Annotated in this window: 20 protein-coding genes; 15 read left to right on the top strand and 5 right to left on the bottom strand. The window is 69.2% G+C overall.

Annotation, left to right across the window (positions count from 1 at the left end; translation table 11 throughout):
- Positions 1-51 precede the first annotated feature (51 nt).
- Positions 52-1,068, top strand: coding sequence for a LysR substrate-binding domain-containing protein (locus tag CUJ89_RS26255; RefSeq protein WP_114181566.1), 1,017 nt, complete (start codon positions 52-54; stop codon positions 1,066-1,068).
- Between the two features lie 327 nt (positions 1,069-1,395).
- Complete coding sequence (locus tag CUJ89_RS26250; protein ID WP_114180274.1) at positions 1,396-3,645, top strand: putative bifunctional diguanylate cyclase/phosphodiesterase; 2,250 nt, start codon at positions 1,396-1,398, stop codon at positions 3,643-3,645.
- Positions 3,646-3,660: 15 nt separating this feature from the next.
- Here CUJ89_RS26250 and CUJ89_RS26245 read toward each other — a convergent pair whose 3' ends face one another.
- The 3 genes from CUJ89_RS26245 to CUJ89_RS26235 form a co-directional block, all read right to left on the bottom strand.
- Complete coding sequence (locus CUJ89_RS26245) at positions 3,661-4,722, bottom strand: diguanylate cyclase domain-containing protein (protein WP_114180273.1); 1,062 nt, start codon at positions 4,720-4,722, stop codon at positions 3,661-3,663.
- 55 nt (positions 4,723-4,777) lie between these two features.
- Positions 4,778-5,782 (bottom strand): chemotaxis response regulator protein-glutamate methylesterase, encoded by a 1,005-nt coding sequence (locus tag CUJ89_RS26240; RefSeq protein ID WP_114180272.1) that lies wholly within the window; start codon positions 5,780-5,782, stop codon positions 4,778-4,780.
- Between the two features lie 334 nt (positions 5,783-6,116).
- The gene (locus CUJ89_RS26235; RefSeq protein ID WP_114180271.1) at positions 6,117-6,341 is read right to left on the bottom strand and encodes a hypothetical protein; all 225 of its coding nucleotides are present in this window, start codon (positions 6,339-6,341) and stop codon (positions 6,117-6,119) included.
- 338 nt (positions 6,342-6,679) lie between these two features.
- Here CUJ89_RS26235 and CUJ89_RS26230 point away from each other — a divergent pair, with 338 nt between their 5' ends.
- The 4 genes from CUJ89_RS26230 to CUJ89_RS26215 all read left to right on the top strand — a co-directional run bounded on the left by CUJ89_RS26230 (position 6,680) and on the right by CUJ89_RS26215 (position 9,797).
- Positions 6,680-7,369, top strand: a complete 690-nt coding sequence (locus CUJ89_RS26230) for a DUF969 domain-containing protein (RefSeq protein WP_114180270.1) — start codon at positions 6,680-6,682, stop codon at positions 7,367-7,369.
- Complete coding sequence (locus CUJ89_RS26225; RefSeq protein ID WP_114180269.1) at positions 7,366-8,316, top strand: DUF979 domain-containing protein; 951 nt, start codon at positions 7,366-7,368, stop codon at positions 8,314-8,316. The genes CUJ89_RS26230 and CUJ89_RS26225 overlap by 4 nt, the downstream gene beginning before the upstream one ends.
- Before the next feature lie 19 nt (positions 8,317-8,335).
- Positions 8,336-9,358, top strand: coding sequence for a DUF2891 domain-containing protein (locus CUJ89_RS26220; protein WP_114181565.1), 1,023 nt, complete (start codon positions 8,336-8,338; stop codon positions 9,356-9,358).
- A 115-nt stretch (positions 9,359-9,473) separates the two neighbouring features.
- Entirely contained in the window at positions 9,474-9,797 is a 324-nt protein-coding gene (locus tag CUJ89_RS26215; RefSeq protein ID WP_114180268.1) for a hypothetical protein, read from the top strand.
- Positions 9,798-9,820: 23 nt separating this feature from the next.
- Here CUJ89_RS26215 and CUJ89_RS26210 read toward each other — a convergent pair whose 3' ends face one another.
- Positions 9,821-10,645 (bottom strand): IclR family transcriptional regulator, encoded by an 825-nt coding sequence (locus CUJ89_RS26210; protein ID WP_114180267.1) that lies wholly within the window; start codon positions 10,643-10,645, stop codon positions 9,821-9,823.
- Between the two features lie 184 nt (positions 10,646-10,829).
- On the opposite strand from CUJ89_RS26210, the gene CUJ89_RS26205 reads away from it, so the two are divergent.
- The 7 genes from CUJ89_RS26205 to CUJ89_RS26165 all read left to right on the top strand — a co-directional run bounded on the left by CUJ89_RS26205 (position 10,830) and on the right by CUJ89_RS26165 (position 22,204).
- Positions 10,830-12,485 carry a GMC family oxidoreductase gene (locus CUJ89_RS26205; protein ID WP_114180266.1) on the top strand — a complete coding sequence of 552 codons (1,656 nt, stop codon included), beginning with the start codon at positions 10,830-10,832 and terminating at the stop codon, positions 12,483-12,485.
- A gap of 120 nt (positions 12,486-12,605) precedes the next feature.
- Positions 12,606-13,910, top strand: coding sequence for an MFS transporter (locus CUJ89_RS26200; RefSeq protein WP_114180265.1), 1,305 nt, complete (start codon positions 12,606-12,608; stop codon positions 13,908-13,910).
- A 367-nt stretch (positions 13,911-14,277) separates the two neighbouring features.
- The gene (locus CUJ89_RS26190) at positions 14,278-15,693 is read left to right on the top strand and encodes an NAD(P)/FAD-dependent oxidoreductase (RefSeq protein WP_114180264.1); all 1,416 of its coding nucleotides are present in this window, start codon (positions 14,278-14,280) and stop codon (positions 15,691-15,693) included.
- A 184-nt stretch (positions 15,694-15,877) separates the two neighbouring features.
- The gene (locus CUJ89_RS26180; protein ID WP_114180263.1) at positions 15,878-17,302 is read left to right on the top strand and encodes an amino acid permease; all 1,425 of its coding nucleotides are present in this window, start codon (positions 15,878-15,880) and stop codon (positions 17,300-17,302) included.
- Positions 17,303-17,514: 212 nt separating this feature from the next.
- A complete protein-coding gene (locus CUJ89_RS26175; RefSeq protein WP_114180262.1) occupies positions 17,515-20,451 on the top strand; it encodes a molybdopterin oxidoreductase family protein in 2,937 nt (978 codons plus the stop codon).
- A gap of 16 nt (positions 20,452-20,467) precedes the next feature.
- The gene (locus tag CUJ89_RS26170; RefSeq protein WP_114180261.1) at positions 20,468-21,220 is read left to right on the top strand and encodes a 4Fe-4S dicluster domain-containing protein; all 753 of its coding nucleotides are present in this window, start codon (positions 20,468-20,470) and stop codon (positions 21,218-21,220) included.
- A 36-nt stretch (positions 21,221-21,256) separates the two neighbouring features.
- Positions 21,257-22,204, top strand: a complete 948-nt coding sequence (locus tag CUJ89_RS26165; protein ID WP_114180260.1) for a dimethyl sulfoxide reductase anchor subunit family protein — start codon at positions 21,257-21,259, stop codon at positions 22,202-22,204.
- A 26-nt stretch (positions 22,205-22,230) separates the two neighbouring features.
- On the opposite strand, the gene CUJ89_RS26160 is transcribed toward CUJ89_RS26165, so the two are convergent.
- A complete protein-coding gene (locus CUJ89_RS26160) occupies positions 22,231-22,983 on the bottom strand; it encodes an IclR family transcriptional regulator (RefSeq protein ID WP_114180259.1) in 753 nt (250 codons plus the stop codon).
- Between the two features lie 183 nt (positions 22,984-23,166).
- Between CUJ89_RS26160 and CUJ89_RS26155 the strand changes: the two genes are divergently transcribed.
- Entirely contained in the window at positions 23,167-24,156 is a 990-nt protein-coding gene (locus CUJ89_RS26155; RefSeq protein ID WP_114180258.1) for an AAA family ATPase, read from the top strand.
- Positions 24,153-25,874 (top strand): cobaltochelatase CobT-related protein, encoded by a 1,722-nt coding sequence (locus CUJ89_RS26150; RefSeq protein WP_114180257.1) that lies wholly within the window; start codon positions 24,153-24,155, stop codon positions 25,872-25,874. Before CUJ89_RS26155 ends, CUJ89_RS26150 begins: the two co-directional genes overlap by 4 nt.
- Positions 25,875-25,912: the final 38 nt, after the last annotated feature.

The raw sequence follows: 25,912 nt of genomic DNA, 5'->3' as shown, positions 1-25,912 counted from the left end.
AAAGATCGGGATCGATCGATAACCTGCTGAACATGAATGACGGAGACGCCCGTGACCCTCGACCCACGCGGTCCGACCGGCCGCACGCGGCCGGAATCGCTCGCGCCGCCCGGCGCGCCGGCCCACGAGCAGCGCATCGCGCAGGCGCTGCGCCGGTTGCGCGTGCGCGACATGGAAACGCTCGACACGCTTGGGCGCACGCGCAGCTTCGCGCGCACGGCCGAGGCCGCGTCGATCACGCAGCCCGCGCTGTCGAAATGGCTGCGCGAGCTCGAGGAATCGCTCGGCCTGCCGCTGTTCGAGCGCACGTCGCGGCGTGTCGCGCCGACGCCCTATGGTGATGCGCTGCTCGAATGCATCGGCCGCGTGCTGACCGACATGCGCGGCGTCGCACCCGCGTTCGACGCATTGCGGACGGGCGCCGGCCGCCCGGTGTCGATCGGCCTGCTGCCGAACATGGCGCCGCAACTGATTCCGGGCGCGCTGGCGTGGCTGCGGGAGGCCGGCCGCCCCGTGCAGCTCAACGTGCGCGAGGACACGCTCGACCGGATGCTCGCGCAGGCGCAGCGCCGCGAGCTCGACCTGCTCGTGTGCCGGCTCGATGCGTCGACGCTGCGCGCGGGGCTCGACGTCGCGCCGCTGTACCGCGACGACATGATCGTCGTGTGCGGGCCGCGCCATCCGTTGCTCCGGCGCGCGCGGATCGGGTGGCGCGACGCGGCGGCGTTTCCGTGGATCGCGCCGCCGCTCGGGTCGCCCGCCCGCACGGCGCTGGACGCCGAGTTCGCGAAGGCGGGCCTGCCGCCGCCGTCCGTGCTGATGGAATCGGTGTCGTGGCAGACCAACCGCGCGGTCGCCGAACAGTCGCCCTGCCTGTTCGTGCAGTCGGCCCGCGCGTTCGACCTGGCCATCCGTGCGGGCGAGCGCGTCGGCCGGTTGCCGCTGAAACTGTCGACGATGCCCGACACGGTCGGCGCGCTGTATGCGGCGCCCGCGAGCGTGTCGGTCGCGGCCGCGATCGATGCGCTGAAGGCCGTGACGCGCGCGCATCCTGGCGCGGACGATTGACGCGGGAACGAAGCAGGGCGCTGTCACAATCCGACGAATCGATTTCGAAGGGTGCGCGCCGATGAGACCGATGCCGTCGCGCGGCATGCGAACCTTTCGATAGGCTGACTGCCGCGTGCAAGCGGCGCGGCGACCGCGCGTAAGCCCTGATGCGCGCGGATGCGCGGGGCGTCACGGATTGGTGTTAAATGTATTTCGGCACGCCTTGGCACGGCGCGCAAACGGGGCGCACCGGGCATCGGCGTAAACCCGGAGCGAAAAACGGCACGAAGGATCGATAACGAATCGGGCGCATCAGACCCGATCGGACGGACGGCAGGATTCATCTTGAATACCGAACCGCAAAGTTCTCGTTACAGCCTCGGCCTCGCGGCCGAAGTACTCGCGTCCGAGCAAAGCGTGCTGAGGCTGATCACGCGCAACACACCGCTGCCGGAACTGCTGATCGAGGTCTGCCGGCGCGCCGAGACTTTGCTCGGCGACGGCGCATCGTGCACGATCCTGCTGCTCGATCCGGACGGCGTGCACGTGCGTGTCGGCGCGGCGCCATCGCTGCCCGCGCAGTACAGCGCCGCGATCGACGGCGCGTCGATCGGGCCCGCGGCGGGCTCGTGCGGCACGGCGATGTACGAGCGCCGGATGGTCGCCGTCGAGGACATCGAAACCGATCCGCTGTGGGCCGACTACCGTGCCATCGCGTTGCCGCTGGGCCTGCGCGCGTGCTGGTCGGTGCCGTTCCTCGACGAATCAGGTGCCGTGCTCGGCGCGTTCGCCGTCTATCACCGTACGCCGCGCCGGCCGAGCGACGAGGAAACCGCACTGTTGCGCGATGTCGGCAACAGCGTCGGCCTCGCGGTGCACCAGGACCGGATCGCGCGGCAGCTCGTGCGCAGCGAGGAACATCACCGGCTCGTCGTCAACAGCCTGAACGAAGGGATTCTCGTCGTGTCGCGCGACGGCGTCGTGGTCGCGAGCAACCCGAGCGCGAACCGGATGATGCGCGTCAAGGGCGACCTCGTCGGCCGCCGGCTGTCGACGGTGATCCTGCGCAAGCTGCACGAGGACGGCACGCCGATCGCGCCCGACGACTGGCCGAGCCGGCGCGCGCTCGAGACGGCCACGCCGCTGCTCGACTACACGGTCGGCTTCGGCCTCGCGGACGGCGACATCATCTGGGTGCGCGGCAACGCAGTGCCGATCGTGAAGCCGGGCGAGACGCAGGCCGATTCGGTGCTCGTGTCGTTCAACGATATCGGCCCCGTGCGCGAAGCGCAGCAGCAGTTGCGCTACATGGCGACGCGCGATGCGCTGACGGGCCTCTACAACCGCCGCTGGCTCGGCGACCGCATGCGCGAGCTGTTCGGCGGGCACGATGCGGCGGCCGGGCCCGCGCGTGTCGCGATTCTGTTCATCGATCTCGTCGGTTTCAAGAAGGTCAACGACACGGCCGGCCACGACGCGGGCGACGGGCTGCTGCGCAGCGTCGCGGCACGGCTGGCGGCTTGCGGGGGCGGCCGGCACGCGCTCACGCGCGTCGGCGGCGACGAGTTCGTGATCCTCGTCGAAGACTGCGACGATCCCGATCGTCTCGCGGTGCTCGCGCGCGAGGTGATCGACGCGATCGCGAAGCCGTTCGCGATCGCGAACAACGAGTACTGGCTCGGCGTGTCGATCGGGATCAGCGTCGCGCCGCGCGACGGCGACGATGCCGTGACGCTGATGCGCAACGCCGATTCGGCGATGTACGACGCGAAGCAGCACGGCCGCAACCACTTCACGTTCTTCACCGCGCAGCTCAACCTGCGGCTGCAGCGCCGCTTCGCGATCGAGCAGTCGCTGCGGCGCGCGCTCGCGTCGGACATGCTGCGGCTCGCGTATCAGCCGGTCGTCGATGCGCGCAGCGGCCGCACGGTCGGCGCCGAAGCGCTGCTGCGCTGGACCAGCCCCGAACTCGGGCCCATGTCGCCGGCGGAATTCATTCCGGTCGCGGAAGATACGGGGCAGATCGTCGCGATCGGCCAGTGGGTGCTCGAAACCGCCTGCCGGCAGGCGGCCGAATGGCGCCGTACGATCGCGCCCGACCTGGTGCTGGCCGTCAACCTGTCGCCGCGGCAGTTCCATGAAGGGCTCGTCGAATCGGTCGGCCGCTGTCTCGCGCAAACGCGGCTCGATCCGTCCGCGCTCGAACTCGAGATCACCGAAGGACTGCTGATGAACGACACGGACACCGTGCTGCCGATGCTCGAAGCGCTCGCGGACATGAAGGTGCGGATCTCGGTCGACGATTTCGGCACCGGCTATTCGTCGCTCGCGTACCTGAAGCGCTTTCCGCTGCACAACCTGAAGGTCGACCGTTCGTTCGTGTCGGGCGTGCCCGATCATCACGACTCGGTCGCGATCACGCAGGCCGTCGTCGCGATGGCGCATTCGCTCGGGATGAAGGTCACGGCCGAAGGCGTCGAGACGCAGGCGCAATCGTGGTTCCTGCAGCAGATCGGCTGCGACATGCAGCAGGGCTATCTGTTCAGCCGGCCGCTGGACCCGAGCGACTACGCGCGCCGGTTCGGCGCCGCGTGAGCGCCGCGCGCTCGCTCAATCGCCGCGCGGCGCGCCGAACCCGCCCGCGCCCGGCGGCGTCGCATCGATCTCGACGCGGTTCTTGCCTGCGTGCTTCGCGCGATAGAGCGCGCGGTCGGCCGCCTCGATCAGCATGGTCGTCGGCAGGCCGGGCGCCGGCACGATGGTCGCGCCGCCGATGCTGATCGTCACGGTGTCGCCCGTCGACGAATGCGCGTGCCGCAGCCGCAGCGCCGCGACCGCGAGACGGATCTTCTCGCCGAGCAGCCGCGCGGCGGCCGGCGACGAGGCCGGCATCACGACCGCGAACTCCTCGCCGCCGAAGCGCGCGGCGAGATCGCCCGACTGGCCGAGACAGCGCTCGATGGTCGACGCGATCTGCTTGAGCACGCTGTCGCCCGACACGTGTCCGTACGTGTCGTTGTACAGCTTGAAATTGTCGACGTCGATCATCAGCAGCGACAGCTCGCTGCGCTCGCGCGTGCCGCGCCGCCATTCGGCGGCCAGGTATTCGTCGAGATAGCGCCGGTTCGACAGCCCGGTCAGGCCGTCCGAGTGCGTGAGGCGTCGCAGTTCGAGATTGGCCTCGAGCAACTGCTGCTGCGATTGCCGCAGCGCGCGATAGGCCTCGTCGCGTTGCAGCAGGTTCATGTACGAGCGCGAGTGGTAGCGGATGCGCGCGACGAGCTCGATGCGGTCGGGCAGCTTCACGAGGTAGTCGTTCGCGCCGGCCGCGAACGCGGCGCTCTTGATCACGGGCTCTTCCTGCGTCGACAGCACGATGATCGGCACGTCGCGCGTCGCCGGATTCGCGCGGTACGCCTTCACGAGGCTCAGACCGTCGGTGCCGGGCATCACGAGGTCCTGCAGGATCACGGTCGGCCGCGTCTCGATCGCGGTGGCCATCGCGTCGTCCGAACGCGGGCAGTAGTGGAAGTCGATGCTTTCCTCGTCGACGAGCGCGCGCCGCACGGCTTCCGCGACGATCGTCTGGTCGTCGACCAGCAGCACCATCGCCGGCACGTCGGCGGGCGGCGCGGTCGGGCCGCCCGGCGGGCGAGTGAGGTCGCTAGTCATGATCGATGCGGGTGGTGGCGAGGGCAGGCATGGGTGTTGCACGGGTTCATCGGGCTCAGATCCGGGAGAGCGCCGCCAGCTCGCCCGCGATGCGCCCGAGCGGCAGGATCGCGCGCGCCGCGTCGAGCGTCGCGGCCGCTTTCGGCATGCCGTACACGGCGCTCGTCGCCTCGTCCTGCGCGATCGTATGGTAGCCCTTCATCCGCAGCGCCTTCAGGCCGATCGCGCCGTCGCGTCCCATCCCCGTGAGCAGCACGCCGATCACGCGGCCGGGCCAGTGCTCGGTCAGGCTGTTGAAGAACACGTCGACCGACGGGCGATACGGCGTGGCGGCCGGCTCGCGCGTGTATTCGAGCGTGCCGGCGCGCGTGATGCGCAGGTGATCGTCGGTCGCGGCGAGCAGCGCGACGCCGGGCTGCGGGCGATCGCCTTCGCGCGCGACGCGCACCGCGAGCCGGGTCTGGCCGTCGAGCCATTGCGCCATGCCTTCGGCGAACGCGCGGTCGACGTGCTGCACGATCACGATCGGTGCATTGAAATCGGCCGGCAGGCCGCCGAGGATCGACGCGAGCGCGCCAGGGCCGCCGGCCGATGCGCCGATCGCGACCAGCGGGCCGCCGCCGGCGCGGGTGGCCGTGCCGCCGACGCGCGTGCTGCCGGGCGCGTCGAGCAGGCGGCCGATCTGGTCGATCTTCGCGAGCAGCAGCCGGGTCGTGTCGCCGGCCGCGCCTTCGCCGAGCCGCGGCGTATCGACCGCGTCGAGCGCGCCGGCGCCCATCGCCTCGAACACGCGCCACGCGTTCGCGCCGATGCAGCTCGTCACGATCAGGATCGCGCACGGTCGTTCGGATCGCATGATCCGCCGCGTCGCTTCGATCCCGTCGAATTTCGGCATGACCAGATCCATCAGCACGACGTCGGGCGGCTGCGCGGCGCACAGTTCGACGGCCTGCGCGCCGTCGGTCGCGACCCACAGCACGCGGTGCTCGGGCCGTTGCGCGATCGCGCGGCGCATCGCCTCGACGGCAAGCGGGAGGTCGTTGACGATGCCGATGTTCACAAGCGGAATTCTCCGGTCGGTTCGTAATGTTGGAGGTGGGCCGGGTTCATGGAAGGCGTTGCCTGCTCGGCGCCGCCGTGCGGCATCGGCGGCCGGACGGCACGGCATTCTTTTCGGTTGGCGACGCCCCGAATGCTGTCATGCGGCGCGGGCGGCGGCAATCGAAAAATTTGCGCATCGCGCCGTTTCAGTGCGTTTCCTCTATGGTCGGGGGCGCGGTATCGAACCTGCTGAGGATCTTCACGCGCGCCGACTACGGCCTGCTGCGCGCGGGCCGGTGGTTCGACGCGGGGGTGGGCACGCCCGCCGCCTGGCGGCGCGGCAGGGCGCGCCGTCAATGACTGCGCGCGTACCCCTGGATCAGCGCGCGCATCATCCCTTCGACCGTCGCATCGAGCAGGTCGGTTTCCTGCTCGGCTTCCTCGACAAGCGCCGCATAGGCGGTGGCGAGCGTCACGCGGTCGACTTCATTGCGCTGTTCCATCAGCGTCACCATCCCGTCCTTCGCCAGATGAGCGGAGAACGCGCGGCTGCCGATGGTCTGGAATACGTCAATCATGGCGGCTCTCCCGAACGTTGCCGATGCTTTCCAGTTTAGTCGGCGCACCACGGCTTCGCCACGCGCGGCGACCCGTGTCGGCGCCCGCCCGAATGCGGGGAACCGCGCGTCGAAACAGGCGCGCCCGTGCGGGCCAGCCGGCCATCGATTCCTCCGATGAAACGCCGCCGACACGCGGCCCGTGCACGGTATCCGCGTGTTTCAACGTTTACCCGAGGCGGCAAGTTGTCGACTTTTTATCGATAAAATCTCGTGTTAGATTGCGCGATCCGAGCCCGGTCGAAACCGGGCAGGCGGCACTGCGCCACGGTGCCGCGCGTCCGACACAAGGAGGAGCAATGCTGGTGCTGATTGGGGTGCCGATCGTCGTGATCGGTTTCGCGCTGCGCTTCAATGCGCTGCTCGTGGTCACGATCGCGGGGCTTGCGACGGGGCTGGCGGGCGGGATGAATCTCGTCGACATCGTCAGCGCGTTCGGCAAGGCGTTCACCGAAAACCGCTACATGGGGCTCATCTGGCTGACGCTGCCGGTGATCGCGCTGCTCGAGCGCAACGGGCTCAAGGAGCAGGCGAAGCGGATGATCTCGCGCGTGCACGCGGCGACCACGGGCCGCGTGCTGATGCTGTACTTCGTGCTGCGCCAGGCGACCGCCGCGCTCGGCCTCACGTCGCTCGGCGGCCATGCGCAGATGGTGCGCCCGCTGATCGCGCCGATGGCCGAAGCCGCCGCCGTCAACCGCTACGGCGAGCTGCCCGAGTCGGTGCGCCAGCAGATCCGCGCGCATGCGTCGGGCGTCGACAACGTCGCCGTGTTCTTCGGCGAGGACATCTTCATCGCGATCCAGTCGATCCTGCTGATCAAGGGCTTTCTCGAGCAGAACGGGATCTCCATCGAGCCGCTGCACCTGTCGGTGTGGGCGATCCCGACCGCGATCGCCGCGCTGCTGATCCACTGCGCGCGCCTCGCGCTGCTCGACCGCCGGCTGGCGCGCGGCTTCGGCTTGCTGGAGCGGGAGGCCGCGCGATGATCGGCCTCGAATCGCTGTACACGCTCGCGGGGCTGATGTTCGCCGCGTTCGCGTGCTTCAACCTGACGGACCGCACGAACCCGCGCCGCGTCGTCAATTTCGCGTTCTGGGCGATCTACGCGGTCACGTTCCTGTTCGGCGCGCTGCTGCCGCATTTCGTGACGGGATGCCTCGCGATCGCGCTCGCGGTGATCGCCGGCTCGGGCAAGCTCGGGCGCGGCAAGTCCGACGAGGCCGGCGAAGCGGCGGCCGCGCGGCGCGAGACCCTCGCGCAGCGCTTCGGCAACCGGCTGTTCCTGCCCGCGCTGCTGATCCCGCTCGTCACGCTGATCGGCACGTTCGCGCTGAAGCACGTGCCGTTCGTCGATCCGAAGAGCGTGACGCTGATCTCGCTCGTGCTCGGCACGATCGTCGCGTTCGGGGTCGCGCTCGCGATGCTGCGCGATTCGCCCGTGCATGCGCTGAGGGAGGCGCGCCACACGATGGACGCGGTCGGCTGGGCCGCGATCCTGCCGCAGATGCTCGCGGCGCTCGGCGCGCTGTTCGCGGTCGCGGGTGTCGGCGGCGTGGTGTCGGGGCTCGTGAAGGACTGGGTGCCGATCGATTCGCCGTTCGCGGTCGTCGCGGCCTACACGGTCGGCATGGCGCTGTTCACGATGATCATGGGCAACGGCTTCGCCGCGTTTCCCGTGATGACGGCCGGCATCGGCCTGCCGCTGATCGTCCAGCAGTTCCACGGCAACCCGGCGATCGTCGGCGCGATCGGGATGCTGAGCGGCTTCTGCGGTACGCTGATGACGCCGATGGCCGCGAACTTCAACATCGTGCCGGCGGCGCTGCTCGAACTGAAGGACAAGAATGGCGTGATCAAGGCGCAGTGGCCGACGGCCGTGCTGCTGCTGGCCGTGAACACGCTGCTGATGTACGCGTTCGTATTCCGCTTCTGACTCGATGGACGAGATGCCCATGACCGACCGACTCACGCCCGAACTCGCCTCGAAATTCGCGTCGCTCGCGCTCGCGCACCTGACCCGCGAATATCCGAACAAGCTCACGCATTCGCTCGCCGGCCCGCACGACGTGCAGGGGCCGCGTGCGCTGCACCCGATCTTCTACGGCAGCTACGACTGGCACTCGTGCGTGCACGGCTACTGGCTCGTGCTGCGCGTGCTCGAACGCTATCCGGCGCTGCCGGAGGCCGAACGCATCGTCGCCGTCGTCGACGCGCACTTCACCGACGCGAACGTCGCTGGCGAGCGCGCGTATCTCGCGCTGCCGCACAACAGCGGCTTCGAGCGGCCGTACGGCTGGGCGTGGCTGCTCGCGCTCGCCGCGCAGCTCGAGCGGCTCGCGCTGAAGGGCGTGCTGCCGCAGGCCGCGCGCTGGGCGAAGACGATGGCGCCGCTCACCGACCTGTTCGTATCGCGCTTCGAGACCTTCCTGCCGAAAGCGACCTATCCGCTGCGCGTCGGCACGCACTTCAACACCGCGTTCGCGCTGGCGCTCACGCTCGACTTCGCGCGCGACACGCAGCGCGACGGGCTCGCGGCGCTGATCGTCGATACCGCGCAGCGCTGGCACCTGAACGACGTCGCGTGCCAGGCATGGGAGCCGTCGGGCGACGAATTCCTGTCGCCCGCGCTGATGGAGGCCGAGCTGATGCGGCGCGTGCTCCCGCCGGCCGAATTCGACGGCTGGTTCGCGCGCTTCCTGCCCGATCTCGCGCGCGGCGAGCCGGCGACGCTGTTCGAACCGGCGACCGTCAGCGACCGCAGCGACGGCAAGATCGCGCACCTCGACGGGCTGAACCTGAGCCGCGCGTGGTGCCAGCGTGCGCTGGCCGGCGCGTTGCCGGAAGGCGACGCGCGGCGCGCGAAGCTGCTCGACGCGGCCGACCGGCATCTCGCGAGCGCGCTCGCGCACGTGGCCGGCGACTACATGGGCGAGCACTGGCTCGCGACGTTCGCGCTGCTCGCGCTGCAAGCGTAGCGCGCGAAACCCCGCCGGCGGCAAGGTCATTCCTGCGCGGCTATACTCGCCGCTCGGGCCGTTTCGCGCAGCATGCGTTGCGCGAAACGGCCATCCGCCAGTTCGCCGCCTCGCCATGGACCATCTCATTTCCTACGTCGCCGCGATCCACGGGCTCGCCGGCCCCGTGTCGATCGTGTCGCACGCGACGTCGCACGACCGCTGGACCGACGACGCTGTCGAGGTCATGCGCGACGAAACCGAATACCGTTTCGACAATGGCGCGATCGTGCGCCGCTCGGTCGAGCAGGACCGCGCGCCGTCCGACCTGCTATGCGCCGAATGCTGGATCGACTACGACGTGCTCCGCCATCCCGATGCGCAGCCGATCAGCCCGTCGCGGCTGACGTTCGACAACGCCTGCCGCGAAACCTTCTGGCTGCGCTACCACCTCGCGTGAGCGCATGAGCGCAGGCGGCCGCATCAGCCCGGCGGCGCGCCATCGGCCGCATGCAGCAGCGGCGCCAGCCGGGTGGCCGCGTCGCGCATCTTCGGCACGTTCTCCAGCAGGTCGTTGAGCGTCGCGCGCGCGGTCGGCGCATGCACGGCGAGCGCCGCGAGCACGCGGCCGCTCGCGGCGTCCTTCACCGGCACTGCAACGGCCACCATCCCGCGCACGAATTCCTCGTTGTCGATCCCGACGCCGCGCGCGGCGAGCCGGTCGAGTTCGGCCGCGAGCAACTGCGCATCGGTCAACGTCCGGTAGGTCATCTTCTTCAACGTGAGCCGCGCGAGCAGCGCGTTGCGCTCCAGTGCATTCATCTGCGACAGGAACAGCTTGCCGCTCGCCGTGCAATGCAGCGGCACGCGCATACCGGGCCGCATCTCGAGCCGCAGCGGCTCGGTCGTCTCCACGCGTTCGACGTACAGCACCGTGTCGCCGTCGAGCGCGGTGAGGTTGCAGGTCTCGCCGAGCACGTCGACCAGCGCGCGCAGCACCGACCGGCAGCCGCGCGTGAAGGTGTTGTTCGACAGCGCCGCGAGCGCGAACTGCGCGGCGCGCGGGCCGAGCGCGATGCCGCGGTCGTGGCCGCGCGAGTCGGGCATGTGGATCACGTAGCCGCGCGTTTCGAGCGATTCGATCAGCCGCAGCAGCGTCGCCTTCGGGATGTGCAGGCGCGCGGCGAGCTGCGACAGCGTGTACGGCTGGCCTGCCGCGGCAAGCGCTTCGAGCACCGCGAGTGCGCGCAGCACGCGCGCGTCGTCGGCGGGCGCGCCATCGGGCGGCGCGGGGGCGGGTTCGCGCATGTGTCTCCTCCGTCGGGATCGGCGTGCGTCCCGGGATGATGGGTGCGACAGAAATGAAACGAATTGAACGGTTTTTGTACCACATTCGCGGCGTGGACAATAAATCGGCTTGTACGCGTTCCGTGTGCTCAATAAATTTGGACAAAACATACCGGATTTTTCATCACCGGAACGGAGACACGGAATGACACGCAGCTTCGACTATGTCGTGGTCGGCGCGGGATCGGCCGGTTGCGTCCTCGCCAACCGGCTGTCCGACGGCGGCCGCCATACGGTGTGCCTGCTGGAGGCGGGCCCCGCCGACACCTACATGTGGATCCACGTGCCGATCGGTTATGGCAAGACGATGTTCCACCCCGTGTACAACTGGGGCTTCCATACCGATCCCGATCCGAACATGCACAACCGTCGCCTGTACTGGCCGCGCGGCCGCACGCTCGGCGGCTGCAGCTCGATCAACGGGCTGATCTACGTGCGCGGGCAGCAGCAGGACTACGACCACTGGGCCGCGCTAGGCAATCGCGGCTGGAGCTGGCGCGAGTGCCTGCCATATTTCCGGCGGCTCGAACACAACACGCTGGGCGAAGGGCCGACGCGCGGCACCGGCGGCCCGCTGTGGGCGTCGGCGATCCGGCAGCGCCATGAACTCGTCGATGCATTCGTCGCCGCGTCGAACCGGCTCGGCGTGCGCACGGTCGACGATTTCAACACGGGCGACCAGGAGGGCGTCGGCTACTACCAGCTCACGACGCGCAACGGGCTGCGCTGCTCGACGGCCGTGGCCTACCTGAAGCCGGCGCGCGGGCGGCCGAACCTGCACGTCGAAACCGATGCGCAGGCGCTGAAGGTGCTGTTCGACGGCGCGCAGGCGTCCGGCGTGCGCTACGTTCAGCACGGCAAGGTTCACGAGGTGCGCGCGTTGCGCGAGGTGATCCTCGCGGCCGGCGCGCTGCAGTCGCCGCAACTGCTGCAGGTGTCGGGCGTCGGGCCGGCCGCGCTGCTGGACCGGCACGGGATTCCGGTGGTTGCCGATCGCGCGGGCGTCGGCGAAAACCTGCAGGATCATCTGCAGGTGCGGCTGATCTACGAGGTGACGAAGCCGATCACGACCAACGACGAACTGCGTTCGTGGGTCGGCCGCGCGAAGATGGGGCTGCAATGGGCGCTGTTCCGCGGCGGCCCGCTCGCGATCGGCATCAACCAGGGCGGGATGTTCTGCCGCGCGTTGCCGGACGAATCCGCGACGCCCGACATCCAGTTCCATTTCTCGACGCTGTCGGCCGATTCGGCGGGCGGCAGCGTGCATTCGTTTCCCGGCTGCACCTATTCGATCTGCCAGTTGCGGCCCGAATCGCGCGGCACCGTGCGGATTCGTACCGGCGATGCGCGCGACGCGCCGTCGATCCAGCCGAACTATCTCGACACCGAGCGCGACCGCCGCACGACGGTGGCCGGCGTGCGTTTCGCGCGTCGCGTCGCGGCCGCCGAGCCGATGGCGCCGCTGATGAAGCGCGAGGTGCGGCCCGGCGCGGATGCGCAGACGGACGACGAACTGCTCGAGTTCTGCCGCGAATACGGGCAGACGATCTTCCATCCGTCCGGTACCGCGAAAATGGGCGTCGCGAGCGATCCGCTCGCGGTCGTCGACGCACGGCTGCGCGTGTATGGCACGCGCGGGCTGCGCGTGGTCGACTGCTCGATCATGCCGACCCTCGTATCGGGCAATACCAACGTGCCGATCGTGATGGTCGCCGAGAAGGCGTCCGACATGATTCTCGAGGACGCACGCGAGGCCGATCGCGGCCGCAGCGTCGCGCCGGCCGCCGCCGCAGTCGCATAGGGCGGCGTGCCCGCGCGGCCCGTGCGCCTGCGCCCGGACGGCCGCCGCGCGCTCATCGGATGCCCCCGCCGGTACGGCGTCGGGGCAGGTCGCGGCGCATCCTTACCTGGAGAAGCTCGCATGGCAATCGAATCCCGGGTCGTCCGACGCGTGGCCGCGGCCAGCGTGATCGGCGCGACCGTCGAGTGGTATGACTTTTTCCTGTACGGCGTGGTCGCCGGCATCGTGTTCGACAAGCAGTACTTTCCGACCGGCGACGCGTTCGTGTCGACGATGCTCGCGTATGCGACGTTCGCGGTCGGCTTCGTCACGCGACCGCTCGGCGGCCTGCTGTTCGGCCATCTCGGCGACCGCGTCGGGCGCAAGTCCGCGCTGATCCTGACGATGCTGATCATGGGCGTGTCGACGGCCGGCGTCGCGTTCCTGCCGACCTACGCGCAGATCGGCATGTGGGCGCCGGTGCTGCTGCTGACGCTGCGCGTGCTGCAGGGCATCGGCCTCGGCGGCGAGTGGGGCGGCGCGGTGCTGATGGCATACGAATACGCGCCGCCGCACCGGCGCGGGCTGTATGCGAGCCTGCCGCAGATCGGCCTCGCGATCGGGCTGTGCCTCGCGGCCGGCGTCGTCGCGGCGCTGTCGCGCGCGTTGCCGGACGCCGCGTTCCTCGCATGGGGCTGGCGCGTCGCGTTCGCGGCGTCGCTGCTGCTGGTGGCGGTGGGTTTCTACATCCGCACGCGCGTGGCCGATACGCCCGAGTTCGTCGCGCTCAAGCGCCAGCGGCGCGACACGAAGCTGCCGGTGGTCGAGCTGCTGGGCAACTATCGACGGGCGATCCTGCTGGGGATGGGCGCGCGCTATATCGACGGCGTGTTCTTCAACGTGTTCGCGGTGTTCTCGATCGGCTACATGACGCGCAACCTGTCGATCTCGCGCGGCGACGCGCTGCTCGGCGTGATGAGCGCGGCGGTCGTGATGTGCGTATTCATCCCCGTGTTCGGCGGCCTGTCGGACCGGCTCGGCCGCGCGCGCGTGTACCGGTGGGGCGCGACGCTGTGCGGGCTGTCGGTCCTGCCCGCGTTCTGGCTGCTGCAGGCGCACTCGTCGAACCTGCTCGTGGTATGGCTCGCGCTGGTGATCCCGTTCGGGATTTTCTACGCGATGGCGTACGGGCCGGAGGCCGCGCTGTTCGCCGAGCTGTTCGATGCGAACGTGCGCTATACGGGCATCTCGTTCGTCTACCAGGTGTCGGGCATCTTCGCGAGCGGCCTGACGCCGATCGTCGCGACCGCGCTGCTGCGCGCGAACGGCGGTGCACCCTGGCTCGTCGGGGTTTACGTGATGTTGTCTGCACTCCTGTCGATCGTGTCCGCGCGAGCGATCGAGAAGCGCGGCGGCGTGGCCGGCGTCGCGGTGCGCGCGATGTGACGTCGAGCCGGGCGGGCGGGGCGGTGCGCGGGGTCGTATCGGCGATCGGGTCGCCGGCGGCTGCATGCCCGTGCTGCCGTTCGGTGCGCCGCCTCCCGCCGCCCGGCGGCCCGCGCGCTGGTCCAAGCGAATCCGGCCCACTGGCCCTACCTGCGAAAAAACGGCCTGCCTACACTTTCCCTGACAGATCGCCGCACTGAAGCATCTGCACACGATCGACCCGAAGAGAACGATCAGGAGACAGGCATGACCCACAGGCAATCGGCAGCATTCGCCCGCACGGCGGACATGCGCCCCGCATCAGTCAGTCGAATCGCCTCGCGCGCCCGTTGCGGCTCGGCAGGCAAGCCCGCATCGGAGGGCTGACATGTCGACCCGTTCCATCGAACGCACCGCAAGCGGTTTCGCCGACGGCCGGCCGAACGATACGCGTTACGACCCGACCTACGATCCGCTCGTGTCGCCCGGCCCCGGCTGCGGCAAACAATACGCGCCGACCTACTGGGTCGCGACGGCCGGCAGCCCGCCGCCCGACGACGGCCCGGTCACGCGCGATCTCGATGTCGACGTCGCGATCATCGGCGCCGGCTACACGGGCCTCGCGACCGCGCTGTGCCTCGCGCGGGACCACGGGATCAAGGCCGTCGTGCTCGAGGCCAATCGCACGAGCTGGGGCTGCAGCAGCCGTAACGGCGGGCAGGGGCAGAACGCGTCGGGCCGGCTGTCGCGCTCGCAGTGGATCGAGCGCTGGGGCAAGGACGTCGCGCTGAAGATGCACGACGAGATCCTCGAAGGCTTCGAGCACTTCAAGTCGCTCGTGTCGGAAATCGACTGCGAGCCGCAGCCGGGCGGCCATTTCCTGATCGCGCATCGTCCGCGCATCATGGCGAAGCTCGCGGCCGAGGCGAAGGTGTGGAAGGACGTGTTCGGCTATCCGTCCGAACTGCTCAGCGCGGAGACCTTCCGCCGCGAATTCATCAACGACCACGAGGCGGCCGGCGCGCTGCATGAGCCGGAAGGCATCGGCATCCACGCGCTGAAGCTCGCGTTCGGCTACCTGCGTCTCGCGCGCGAAGCCGGAGCGAAGGTGCATACGAGCAGCCCCGTGCTCGGCTTCGAGACGATCGACGGCGTGCACCACCTGCGCACGCCCGGCGGCGTCGTGCGCGCCCGCGCGGTCGGCATTGCGACCGGCGCGTATACCGCGCAGACGCTGCATCCGTCGCTGCGCAGCAAGGTGATGCCGATCCTGTCGAACTCGATGGTCACCCGGCCGCTGACCGATGCCGAGATCGACGCGTGCAACTTCCGCACGACGCAAGTGCTGACCGATACGCGCACGCTGCGTTTCTACTATCGTTTCCTGCCCGATCGCCGCCTGCAGATCGGCAGCCGCAGCGCGATCACCGGCGACGATGCGCCGAACCCGCGCCACTTCGAGCTGCTGAAGGAAGGGATGGCGCGCAAGTTTCCCGCGCTGCGCGGCGTGCAGATCGATTATTCATGGTGGGGCTGGGTCGACGTGAGCCACGACATGATGCCGCGCGTGTGCCAGCCCGATCCGCGGCAGTCGGTGTACTACGCGCTCGGTTATGGCGGCAACGGCGTGTCGTACTCGCAGCAGGCCGGCCGCCGGCTGGCCGAGCAGATCGCGGGGAAGGGCGCGCACCACACGCTGCCGATCTTCACGTCGCCGCTGCCCGGCCACCCGTTCGCGCCGTTCCGGCGCCTCGGCCAGCGAATGCTCTACGTGTCGTACTTCAGGAACGACGAGAAGCCCTGAGCGCGGCGCACACCGCCCGGCGCGACGCAGCACGCCCGCGCCGGGCAAGCCAATACAAGAAAAGCAATAGAAATCCGTGCGGCCGGGGCTGCAGGCGCCCCTGTACGTGCCGTCGCCGGCGGCGCCCGCGTTCACCCTTCGGTGACGCGCGGGCGGCGTCCGGACAACTGGATATGGAGAAGACATGCAACCCTCGAAGAACCAGAGTGACCTGAAATGTGGGCTCAAGCAGCGCCACATGACGATGATCGCGCTTGGCGGCGTGATCGGTGCCGGGCTGTTCGTCGGCAGCGGCGTGGTGATTCAGCAGACCGGGCCGGCCGCGATCCTGTCGTTCCTGATCACGGGCGGGCTCGTCGTGCTCGTGATGCGGATGCTCGGCGAGATGGCGTGCGCGATGCCGGCCGTCGGCTCGTTCTACGAGTACGCGCGGCTCGCGTTCGGCAACTGGCGCGGGCCCGGCAGGATGGCGGGTTTTCTCACCGGCTGGATGTACTGGTATTTCTGGGTGATCGTCGTCGCGCTCGAAGCGGTCGCGGGCGCGAAGCTCGTGCAGTTCTGGCTGCCCGACACACCCGCGTGGATCATCAGCCTCGCGCTGCTGGTCGTGCTGACGCTCACCAACCTGATTTCGGTCGGCAGCTACGGCGAGTTCGAATTCTGGTTCTCGTCGATCAAGGTCGGCGCGATCATCGTGTTCCTGTTCCTCGGCGGCCTGTACGTGCTCGGCCTGTGGCCCGCGTCGATGCACACGACGGCCGTGCTGCCGACGCTGCTCGGCCACGGCGGCTTCATGCCGCTCGGCATCGGGCCGGTGATGAGCGGGGCGGTCGCGGCCACCGGGTTCTACTTCGGCGCCGAGATCGTCACGATCGCGGCGGCCGAGGCCAAGGAGCCGGCCAAGGCTGTTGCGAAGGCAACCAATTCGGTGATCACGCGCGTGCTGGTGTTCTACGTCGGCTCGGTGGCACTCGTCGTCGCGCTGGTGCCGTGGAATTCGGCGCAGATGGCCACGCCGTACGTGAGCGCGCTGGAAGTGATGGGCCTGCCGGCCGCCGCCAACGTGATGAACGCGATCGTGCTGACCGCCGTGCTGTCCGCGCTCAACTCGGGACTCTATGCAGCATCGCGGATGCTGTTCGCGCTGACTCGCCACGGCGACGCGCCGGCCGCGCTCGCGAAGGTCAACAAGCGCGGCGTGCCGGTGCGCGCGATCCTGCTCGGCACGGTGTTCGGTTATGTGTCGGTCGTGATGTCGTACGTGTCGCCCGACACCGTGTTCGCGTTCCTCGTCAATTCGTACGGCACCGTCGCGCTGTTCGTGTACGTGCTGATCGCGTTCTCGCAACTGCGCCTGCGCAAGCGTCTCGACCCGGTGGCCGCCGGCAAGCTGCGCGTCAAGATGTGGGCGTATCCGTACCTGACCTGGGTCGCGATCATCGGCATGGTCGGCATCCTCGTCGCGATGGCGTTCATCCCGGACCAGCGCAAGCCACTTTGGCTCGGCATCGCGAGCCTCGGCGTGCTGGTCGTCGCGTACGGGCTGACGCGCCGCAGCCGCCGCGAGCATCTCGACGACAGCGAGCTGCTCGCGTATCCGCCGCGGTAATGCGCGGTAACGCATGACGCCGAAGGCCCGGTGCGCGCGCCGGGCCTTCGCGCATGCGACCTGATGGATTGTCCGGCCAACTATCAGGCCGACCGATAGGACCGATCAGAGGATGCGACTTTATGTCGGCCGCCTGCCGGCATAGCATGGATGAACCGATTCACGGGTGCACCCCGGCGGGGCGCGCCATTATCCGCGAACGAGGACAGACGATGGAGCATCGAGCACGCGAGCGCGACGAGCAGGCCGAGATCAAGACGACGACGTGCTACATGTGCGCGTGCCGCTGCGGCATCCGCGTGCACCTGCGCGACGGCGAAGTCCGCTATATCGACGGCAATCCCGAACATCCGCTGAACCAGGGCGTTATCTGCGCGAAAGGTTCGTCGGGAATCATGAAGCAGTATTCGCCCGCGCGGCTCACACAGCCGCTGATGCGCAAGCCGGGCGCCGAGCGCGGCGACGCGCAGTTCGAGCCGGTGTCGTGGGAGGTCGCGTTCGACGTGCTCGAAAAGCGCCTCTCGCACCTGCGCGCGACCGACCCGAAGCGCTTCGCGCTGTTCACGGGCCGCGACCAGATGCAGGCGCTCACGGGCCTGTTCGCGAAACAGTTCGGTACGCCGAACTATGCGGCGCATGGCGGGTTTTGCTCGGCGAACATGGCGGCCGGGATGATCTACACGATCGGCGGCTCGTTCTGGGAATTCGGCGGGCCCGACCTCGACAACGCGAAGCTGTTCTTCATGATCGGCACCGCGGAGGATCACCATTCGAATCCGCTGAAGATCGCGCTCGGCAAGTTCAAGCGTGCGGGCGGCCGCTTCATCGCGATCAATCCGGTGCGCACCGGCTATGCGGCGATCGCCGACGAATGGATTCCGATCCGCCCCGGCACCGACGGCGCACTGTTCATGGCGCTGATGCACGAGCTGATCGCGCGCGACGCGTTCGACCTCGAATTCGTGTCACGCTTCACGAACGCGGCCGAGCTGGTCGACCAGCGCGACGGCGCCGACACGTTCGGGCTGTTCGTACGCGACGCCGATGCGCCGGAGGTCAACGCGCTGTATCCGCAGAACCGCATGTGGTGGGACACGAAGTCGAACCGGGCAGTGCTGCACCACACGGAAGGCGCCGAACCGGCGCTCGACGGTCGTTATGCGCTCGACGACGGCACGCTCGTCGCGCCGTCGTTCACGTTGCTGCGCGAGCAAGTCGCCGATTGCACGCCCGAATGGGCGGCCGACATCACCGGCATCGCGGCCGACACGATCCGCCGCCTTGCCCGCGAGATGGAGACGGTCGCGCGCGAGCAGGCGATCGAGCTGCCGGTGCGCTGGACCGATTCATGGGGCAAGACGCATGCGACGGTGAAGGGCGTGCCGATCGCATTCCATGCGATGCGCGGGCTCGCCGCGCATTCGAACGGCTTCCAGACGATCCGCGCGCTCGCCGTGCTGATGTCGCTGCTCGGCACGATCGACCGGCCGGGCGGCTTCCGGCACAAGGCGCCGTATCCGCGTGCGGTGCCGCCTTCGGCGAAACCGCCTAACGACCCGGCCCAGGTGAAGCCGAACACGCCGCTCGCCACCGGCCCGCTCGGCTGGCCGGCGGGCCCCGAGGACCTGTTCATCCATCCGGACGGCACGCCCGCGCGGCTCGACAAGGCCTTCTCGTGGGAATACCCGCTCGCGGTGCACGGGCTCATGCATTCGGTGATCACCAATGCGTGGCGCGGCGATCCCTATCCGATCGACACGCTGCTGATCTTCATGGCCAACATGGCGTGGAATTCGTCGATGAATACGACGGAAGTGCGCAAGATGCTGGTCGACAAGCGCGACGACGGTGAATACCGGATCCCGTTCCTCGTCGTGTGCGATGCGTTCGCGTCGGAGATGACGGCGTTCGCCGACCTGATCCTGCCCGACACGACCTACCTCGAACGGCACGACGTGATGTCGGTGCTCGACCGGCCGATCTCCGAATTCGACGGGCCGGTCGACTCGGTGCGCGTGCCGGTCGTGCCACCCACCGGCGAATGCAAGCCGTTCCAGGAAGTGCTGATCGAGCTCGCGAGCCGGCTGAAGTTTCCGGCCTTCACGACGGCGGACGGGCAGCGCAAGTATCGCGACTATCCGGATTTCGTGATCAACTTCCAGACCGCGCCGGATTCGGGCACCGGCTTCCTGATCGGCTGGCGCGGCAAGGACGGCGACAAGGCCGTGGTCGGCGAGCCGAACCCCGACCAGTGGAAGCGCTACGCGGAGAACAACTGCGTGTACCACCACCGGCTGCCGGAGCCGCTGCAGTACATGCGCAACTGCAACGGCCCGTACATGCAGTGGGCGGTCGACAACGGGATGCGCAAGTTCGGCATGCCGATCGTGATCCAGCTCTACTCGGACGTGATGCAGAAATTCCGGCTCGCCGCGCAGGGCCGCACGTCGGGCCGCCAGCCGCCCGACCATCTGCGCGAGCGCATCGTGCGCTATTTCGATCCGCTGCCGTTCTGGCATCCGTCGCTCGAAAGCGGGCTGACCGATGCGAACCGCTATCCGCTCGCGGCGATCACGCAGCGGCCGATGGCGATGTACCACTCGTGGGATTCGCAGAACGCATGGCTGCGGCAGATCCACGGCGAGAACTACCTGTTCGTGAATCCCGTGACGGCCGCCGCGCAGCAGATCGACGACGGCGCGTGGATCTACGTCGAATCGCCGTGGGGCAAGGTGCGTTGCCGCGCACGCTACAGCGAGGCCGTCGAACCCGGCACCGTGTGGACGTGGAACGCGATCGGCAAGGCGGCCGGCGCATGGAACCTCGGGCCCGCCGCGGGCGAATCGCAGCGCGGTTTCCTGCTCAATCACGTGATCACCGACGAGCTGCCGGATGCGGCCCGCGCCGGTGCGCGGCTGTCGAACTCCGATCCGGTGACGGGGCAGGCCGGCTGGTACGACGTGCAGGTACGCATCTATCCGGCCGAAGCCGATGCGGCGACGACGCTGCCGCAGTTCGCGCCGATGCCGGCGCTGCCCGGCACGCCGCGTGTGCTGCAGCGCGTGCAGGCGTATTTCGCGGGAACCGGCGCGTTCGCCGCGCGGCTGCGGCGTGCGACGTCGGCAGGCCCGAATTCTGACGACCGCTGATCGAAGGAGCGCAACCATGACCCAGATGGCCCTCGTCATCGACCTGAACGTATGCGTCGGCTGCCATGCCTGCGTGACGAGCTGCAAGGAGTGGAACACGTCGGGCGAAGCCGGCAGCCTCGCCGACCTGCGCCCGTACGACGACGATCCGTCCGGCACGTTCTTCAACCGCGTGCAGACCTACGAAGCCGGCGTGTTCCCGATGACCGACACGATCCATTTCCCGAAGTCGTGCCTGCACTGCGAGGATCCGCCGTGCGTGCCGGTCTGTCCGACCGGCGCGAGCTACAAGCGCAAGTCGGACGGGATCGTGCTGGTGGACTACGACAAATGCATCGGCTGCAAGTACTGCGCATGGGCGTGCCCGTACGGCGCGCGCGAGCTCGACGAAGGCCGCAAGGAGATGACGAAGTGCACGCTGTGCGCGGATCGCATCGACAACGAAGCGCTGCCCGAGCGCGACCGCAAGCCGGCCTGCGTGCTCGCGTGCCCGACCTCGGCGCGGCTGTTCGGCGACGTGCACGACCCCGAATCGGACGTGTCGCGCGCGATCCGCGAACGCGGTGGCTACGCACTGATGCCCGAATGGGACACGCGGCCGTCGAACCATTACCTGCCGCGTGTGAAGACCGAGGCGTCATGCGGATGCGGTTGCGGTAGCGGCGGGGGATGCGGCAGCACGTCGGGCACCGGCGACGCAGACGCGTCCTTCGAGGCGCGCGCGGCACGCGGCGACATCGATCTCGTTTCGCTCGCGACGCAGCGCTGAGCGCCGCGCATTTCATTCAGACCAGACGGAGTTTCCATGCGCCCAGCCTTTTCGGTCGTCTTTCTCACCACCCTGTGCGGCGCCGCACAGGGCCTGCTGCTGACGCTCGTGCTTGTCGAGGCGCTGGCGCGGCTGGCCGGCATCGACGTGGCTGCCGCGTTCTACGTGACCGGCGCCGCGCTGTCGGTCGCGCTCGGCGTGCTCGGCCTGTTCGCGTCGTTCTTCCATCTCGGCCACCCCGAACGCGCGTGGCGCGCGATCGCGATGTGGCGCACGTCGTGGCTGTCACGGGAATGCATCGCGCTGCCGGTGTTTCTCGCGTGCGCGTTCGTGTATGGCGCGGCGCACCTGTTCGGCTGGCCCGGCACGCTGCTGATCGGCGCGGCCGGCGCGCTCGCGAGCGTCGCGCTGTTCGTCTGCACCGCGATGATCTACGCGTGCCTGCGCTTCCTGCAGGAATGGGCCAGCCCGCTGACGCTCGTGAACTTCGTGCTGCTCGGCTGCGCGTCGGGCTGCACGCTCGCGACGGCCTGCGCCGCGTGGCTCGCGCCGGCGCTGGTCGGTCGGCTCGCGGCGGCCGCCTGCGTGCTGACGCTCGCGGGTTGCGCGACGCGGCTTGCGTCGCTCGCGCGCAATGCGCGGCTGCGGCCGAAGTCGACCGTGCAGAGCGCGACGGGGATCCGCAACGCGAAGGTCGAGCAGAAGTCGCGCGGCTTCACGGCCAGCGCGTTCAACACGAAGGAGTTCTTTCACGGGCAGGGCAACGGCACGCTGCGCGCGGTGAAGGCCGGTTTCCTGATCGGCGCGTTCGCGGTGCCGTTCGTGCTGACCGGTGCGGGCGCGCTCGCGCCGACGTCGGTCGCGGCGGCCGTCGCACTCGGCGCGGCGTTCGTGATCCAGTATGCGGGGCTGGTCGCGGAACGCTGGTTCTTCTTCGCGGATGCGCGGCATCCGCAGAACATCTACTACCAGCGCGCGTCATGACGGCGCGTGCGCACCGCGGCGCTGCGCTAGAAGGTCTCCGCGAGCGCGCGGGCCGCTTCCTGCAGGCGCGGCACGCAGTCGAGCAGCCGCGACAGCGGCGCGCGCGACACGGGCGCATGGACGGCGACCGCGGCGATGCATGCGCCGTCGTCGCCGACGATCGGCGCCGCGATGCACACGATGCCGGCGACGAATTCCTCGTTGTCGATCGCGACGCCCTTGTGCGCGGTGCGGTCGAGTTCGGCTTCGAGCAGTTCGGGGTCCGAGATCGTATTCGGCGTATGGCGCGGCAGCGCCATCGCGCGCACCAGCGCGGCGCGCTCGTCGCGCGGCAGCAGCGCGAGCAGCAGCTTGCCGCTGGCGCTGCAGTGCGCGGGCACGCGCGAGCCGGGTTTCAGGTCGAGCCGCAGCGGCCAGTCGGCCTCGACGCGGTCGAGATAAACGACATCCGTGTCGTGCAGCGCGGTCAGGTTGCAGGTTTCGCCGAGGTCGGCGACGAGCCGTTCGAGGATCGCATGGCGCAGCCGGCGCGCGCCCGCGTGCAGCATCACGCCGGTGCCGAGCCGCGCGAGACGCGGGCCGATCGCGTACGCGTTCTTGCGGCCCGGCTCGCGGATCACGAGGCCGCCGGCTTCGAGCGACGCCAGCATCCGGTGCAGCGATGCCTTCGGAATATCGACTTCGCGCGCGAGATCGGCGAGCGACACGGCGTCGCCGGCCTGGACGAGATGTTCGAGCAGCGCGAAGGCGCGCAGCGTGGGCGTATCCGCGGGCAGCATGTCGGGCGTTCTGGAAACTGGACTGCGGCCATTGTACCGAACGGCCCGGCAGGCCGGCCGCGCGGGGCGGCGGGCCCGGCAACCCGGTACGAATTTTCGGCGGCGGAACGAATCGTTCCGTAAACGGGACCGATGCGGGCGGCGTCACGGCCCGGACCACAGCAACGACAGGAGCGCAACGCAATGGATGGGGTGGCGAACAAGCCGGACTGCATGGTGTCGGTCCGCGAACGGTTCGGTTTCGAATCGGACCTGATGGTGCCTGCGTTCAGCACGCGCGACGATCACGTGCCCGATGTCGACGATGCGTACCGCTTCAACCCGGACGTCACGCTGGCGATCCTCGCGGGCTTCGCGCGCAATCGCCGCGTGCTCGTGCAGGGGCTGCACGGCACCGGCAAGTCGACGCATATCGAGCAGGTCGCGGCGCGGCTGAACTGGCCGTGCGTGCGCGTGAACCTCGACGGCCATATCAGCCGGCTCGACCTCGTCGGCAAGGACGCGATCGTCGTGCGCGACGACGTGCAGGTGACCGAATTCCAGGAAGGGATCGTGCCGTGGGCGCTGCAGCGCCCGGTCGCGCTGATCTTCGACGAATACGACGCGGGGCGGCCCGACGTGATGTTCGTGATCCAGCGGATCCTGGAGCGCGACGGCAAGTTCACGCTGCTCGACCAGAACCGCGTGATCCATCCGCATCCGTCGTTCCGGCTGTTCGCGACCGCGAACACGGTCGGGCTCGGCAACCTGAACGGGCTCTATCACGGCACGCAGATGCTCAACCATGCGCAGATGGACCGCTGGAACGTGGTCGCGACGCTCGACTACCTGCCGCGCGACGAGGAGATCGGCATCGTGCGCGCACGCGTGCCGGAACTCGCGGACGAAGCCGGCCGCCCGCTGCTCGAATCGATGGTGAGCCTCGCGGAGCTGACGCGCAACGGCTTCGCGACCGGCGACCTGTCGACGCTGATGTCGCCGCGTACGGTGATCAACTGGGCCGAGAACTGCCAGATTTTCCGCGATCCCGCGCTCGCGTTCCGGCTCACGTTCCTGAACAAGTGCGACGACGCCGAGCGGCCGGTCGTCGCCGAGTATTACCAGCGCTGTTTCGGCGAGGAACTGGCGGTAGCGTCGCGTGCCGGCGGCGGCGAGCCGGGAGCGGGGCGGTGAGCGCCGATCGCGATGCGGCGCGCCGCGCATCGGCGCGCGAAGCGCTGGGCGCGTCGACCGTGCGCGCGCTGACGCGCGATGCGGCGCTGCATTACCGCGCGGGCCGCGTGTGCCGCGACCTGCGGCCGTTGCCAATCCATGCGCCGCACCTGCGCGCGCAGGCCGCCGACGACGATGTCGCATCCTGGCGCGGCGCGGCCGATGGCGCCGCGCTGCGCATCCTGCATTCCGATGCCGATCTGCATCGCGCGCTGTCCGGCGACGATCCGGTCGAACGCGTGCTGTTCGACATGCTCGAGCAACTGCGCTGCGAATCGCTGGCGCCGCCCGCGATGCGCGGCGTCGTGCAGAACCTGCGCCATCGTTTCGAAACCTGGTCGCGCGCGTTTCACCGGTCGGGGCAGGCCGATACGCATGTCGGGATCCTCGTGTACACGGTCGCGCAGATTGCATGGTCGCGGCTGACGGGCTGGCCCGTGCTCGACGAAACCGAAGACCTGATCGAAGCATCGCGTGCGGCGATCGTGCCGGAGATCGGCATGCAGCTTGCCGGGCTGCGCCGTTGCCGAAATGATCAGCGTGACTTTGCCGAACATGCGCTGGCGCTGGCGCGACGCATTGCGGCAATGATTCGCGACGCGCGCGCAGCCGTGGTCGAAACGGAGGCGGACGACGCGCGCGAGCAGGACGACGCGTTGACGAACTTCTCGCTGTGGGCCGATTTCGACGATACGGGCATCGACCTGCCGGCACTCGTGGAGACGGGCGACAGCGTCGTGCTGCACGGCGGCGACGCCATCTATCGCGCTTACACGACGCGCTACGACCGCGAGCTCCGGCCGGCCGCGCAGATCCGCGCGGCGTTGCTGCGCGAGTATCGCGACCGTCTCGACGCGCAAGTTGCCGCGCGGCGGATCAACGTCACGCGGCTCGCGCGCGTGCTGCGCGCGGCGCTCGTCGTGCCGCAGGCCGACGGCTGGTCGTTCGGCGAGGAGCACGGCCGCCTCGACGGCCGCCGGCTCGCGCAGCTGGTCAGCACGCCGGCCGAGCGGCGGCTGTTCCGGCTCGAACGCGTGCGGCCGCACGCCGACTGCGCGCTCGCGTTCCTGATCGACTGCTCGGGCTCGATGAAGGCGTGGATCGACGGCGTCGCGCTGATGGTCGATACGCTGGCCCGCGCGGGTGACGCCGCAGGTCTTGCGACCGAGGTGCTCGGCTTCACGACGCTCGCGTGGAACGGTGGCCGCGCGCGGCAGGACTGGCTCGCGCGCGGCAAGCCGCGCCATCCGGGGCGGCTCAACGAAACCGGCCACCTGGTGTTCAAGGACGCGGACATGCGCTGGCGGCACGCACGCACGGGCATTGCCGCGCTGTTCAAGGCCGACCTGTTTCGCGAAGGCGTCGACGGCGAAGCGGTCGAATGGGCGTGCGCGCGGCTCGCGGCGCGGCCCGAGGCGCGGCGGATCCTCGTCGTGATCTCGGACGGTAGCCCGATGGACGGCGCGACCGCGCTCGCGAACGATCCGTACTACCTCGACAACCATCTGAAGCAGGTAGTCGCGCGCCAGCAGGCGGCCGGCCGCGTCGAAGTGCTCGGGCTCGGCGTCGGGCTCGATCTCGGCCCGTTCTACCGGCACCGGCTCGCGATCGACCTCGCGTCGCCGCCCGACATGAAGCGGCTCGTCGAAATCGCGAGCTGGATCGGCGCGCGACGATGAGCGCGTGACTGCGCGACCGCGTGACCGCGCGAGGCAGG

It is taken from the genome of Burkholderia pyrrocinia (genome assembly GCF_003330765.1).
Lineage (GTDB): Bacteria > Pseudomonadota > Gammaproteobacteria > Burkholderiales > Burkholderiaceae > Burkholderia > Burkholderia pyrrocinia_B.
This window is presented reverse-complemented; position numbering and strand designations above follow the sequence as displayed.

Bases quoted from the DNA above. Each gene is read 5' to 3' on its own strand.
- CUJ89_RS26245 (WP_114180273.1), bottom strand. From the start codon at position 4,722: ATGACTAGCGACCTCACTCGCCCGCCGGGCGGCCCGACCGCGCCGCCC.
- CUJ89_RS26235 (WP_114180271.1), bottom strand. From the start codon at position 6,341: ATGATTGACGTATTCCAGACCATCGGCAGCCGCGCGTTCTCCGCTCAT.
- CUJ89_RS26230 (WP_114180270.1), top strand. From the start codon at position 6,680: ATGCTGGTGCTGATTGGGGTGCCGATCGTCGTGATCGGTTTCGCGCTG.
- CUJ89_RS26225 (WP_114180269.1), top strand. From the start codon at position 7,366: ATGATCGGCCTCGAATCGCTGTACACGCTCGCGGGGCTGATGTTCGCC.
- CUJ89_RS26220 (WP_114181565.1), top strand. From the start codon at position 8,336: ATGACCGACCGACTCACGCCCGAACTCGCCTCGAAATTCGCGTCGCTC.
- CUJ89_RS26215 (WP_114180268.1), top strand. From the start codon at position 9,474: ATGGACCATCTCATTTCCTACGTCGCCGCGATCCACGGGCTCGCCGGC.
- CUJ89_RS26210 (WP_114180267.1), bottom strand. From the start codon at position 10,645: ATGCGCGAACCCGCCCCCGCGCCGCCCGATGGCGCGCCCGCCGACGAC.
- CUJ89_RS26205 (WP_114180266.1), top strand. From the start codon at position 10,830: ATGACACGCAGCTTCGACTATGTCGTGGTCGGCGCGGGATCGGCCGGT.
- CUJ89_RS26200 (WP_114180265.1), top strand. From the start codon at position 12,606: ATGGCAATCGAATCCCGGGTCGTCCGACGCGTGGCCGCGGCCAGCGTG.
- CUJ89_RS26190 (WP_114180264.1), top strand. From the start codon at position 14,278: ATGTCGACCCGTTCCATCGAACGCACCGCAAGCGGTTTCGCCGACGGC.
- CUJ89_RS26180 (WP_114180263.1), top strand. From the start codon at position 15,878: ATGCAACCCTCGAAGAACCAGAGTGACCTGAAATGTGGGCTCAAGCAG.
- CUJ89_RS26175 (WP_114180262.1), top strand. From the start codon at position 17,515: ATGGAGCATCGAGCACGCGAGCGCGACGAGCAGGCCGAGATCAAGACG.
- CUJ89_RS26170 (WP_114180261.1), top strand. From the start codon at position 20,468: ATGACCCAGATGGCCCTCGTCATCGACCTGAACGTATGCGTCGGCTGC.
- CUJ89_RS26165 (WP_114180260.1), top strand. From the start codon at position 21,257: ATGCGCCCAGCCTTTTCGGTCGTCTTTCTCACCACCCTGTGCGGCGCC.
- CUJ89_RS26160 (WP_114180259.1), bottom strand. From the start codon at position 22,983: ATGCTGCCCGCGGATACGCCCACGCTGCGCGCCTTCGCGCTGCTCGAA.
- CUJ89_RS26155 (WP_114180258.1), top strand. From the start codon at position 23,167: ATGGATGGGGTGGCGAACAAGCCGGACTGCATGGTGTCGGTCCGCGAA.